General features: G+C 71.3%; 1 pseudogene. It reads right to left on the bottom strand.

The features are described from left to right. Nucleotides 1-306 (bottom strand): annotated as a pseudogene (locus CCN44_RS41230) (SCO0930 family lipoprotein); the annotation flags it as partial. Between the last annotated feature and the right edge of the window lie 465 nt (nt 307-771).

The following is a 771-nucleotide window of genomic DNA, read 5'->3' as shown; positions in this document are numbered from 1 at the left end:
GGTGAGGCCGGAGCCGTCGGTCAGCACATCGCCCAGTTCGGGGTTGCCGGCCACGGAGAGCTTGCCCGCGGGGGCGACCGGGGCCGGGGAGGCCGAACTCTGGCTGCCGTCGGCGCCGTATCCGTTGCCCGCACCGGCCACGGTCCCGCTGCCCGGGTTGCCGGAGTTGCCGGCCGCGGCCGTGGCCCCGACGTTCTGGGCCGCCGACGCGGGAGTGGTGGTGTTGTCCTGACCGCACGCCGTCGTCAGCGCCAGCACCGAAGCGGCTGTGGCCACCAGTGAGGCGGTCCGCCAGGAGGTATTCATCGTCAACTCCCCATTATCGCCTGGATATTGCAGCGCCCTGCTGCCGCCGCACGGTCATGGGTACGCACCGCGGGGGCCGTGGTGTTCAACAGCGGCCGGAATTTCTTTCCGCGTCGTGTGCCGCACTCGGGGAGTCACCGTTGTGCACAAAGGGGCACATGGGGCCTGAACGGGCTCTTTCGCTCGTCAAACCCGTGACCCCGCCATCTCCCTCGTTCGGAGCAATCTCGGCCTACTCCGGGGCAGGACGGCCGTCGGCGCCTCATGATCTTCGTCGTGCATGGACCCGAAGTGACCCGATGCGCGCCCACCACGAGGGTGTTGGTCCTGTTGACGCTGACCTGGACCCTGGTGGGCTGTCCGGCCGGCAGCGCGTCGGCCGACGCCTGCGCGTCCGCCTCGACGGGCCCGGACGGCACGGTGGCGGTGGCCCACGCCGGCGGGCACCACTGGCCCGACCCGCCC

Source organism: Streptomyces tricolor (genome assembly GCF_002155905.1).
GTDB lineage: Bacteria > Actinomycetota > Actinomycetes > Streptomycetales > Streptomycetaceae > Streptomyces > Streptomyces tricolor.
This window is presented reverse-complemented; position numbering and strand designations above follow the sequence as displayed.